This window comes from Pseudomonas brassicacearum, assembly GCF_003732265.1.
GTDB lineage: Bacteria > Pseudomonadota > Gammaproteobacteria > Pseudomonadales > Pseudomonadaceae > Aquipseudomonas > Aquipseudomonas brassicacearum_D.
This window is the reverse complement of sequence record NZ_MOBK01000355.1, coordinates 1-598: the sequence shown is the minus strand read 5'-3', so window position 1 is coordinate 598 and position 598 is coordinate 1. Positions and strand designations below refer to the sequence as shown.

Here is a 598-nt window from a genome sequence, read left to right as displayed (position 1 = left end):
CACTGAAGCGCGCAAGGCTGAGCTGGAAAAGGCTGAAGCCGCGCTGCTGGCCGCCGAAGCCAAGCCGAAAGCCAAGGTGATCGATCCCGCCGCCGAGAGCACTACGGTTGCATTGAATATCACCGATAGCCGCAAACTTCGTCGACAACTGGATGCGATCGCCGCTGATGTGGTGAATTATGAGTGTGGGGTGACCATTCAGGCGCCACGCACGAATGACTATCCGTGGTTGGCGACGTTGCTGACCAAGCGGGTCAAGAAATTGAATCCGGACTTTGATCTGAAGATTGTGAAGCAGACCGTGCGCACCGTGCCTGCGCAGATGGTTCTGAGCCCGCGTAAACCTTAAAAAGCATCGCGAGCAGGCTCACTCCTACATTTGATCTCGGTGTGACACCCATTCTGTGTTCACCGAAGATCTCCTGTAGGAGTGAGCCTGCTCGCGATAGCGTCCTGCCAGTCAGCAAAATCCTTAAGCCGGAATGGCCTTCGCCTTAGGCTCCCGATCCCAAACCCGATGCTGCCCGATCGCCGCGAAGAATGGTTTGGTCAGCGCCGGTACATCCTTGCCTTGCAACAACCCGGCATCCGCTTCCAG

At 56.9% G+C, this 598-nt stretch carries 1 pseudogene; it reads left to right on the top strand.

Annotation, left to right across the window (positions count from 1 at the left end):
• Positions 1–349 (top strand): annotated as a pseudogene (locus BK660_RS31685) (PA5502 family lipoprotein); the annotation flags it as partial.
• Between the last annotated feature and the right edge of the window lie 249 nt (positions 350–598).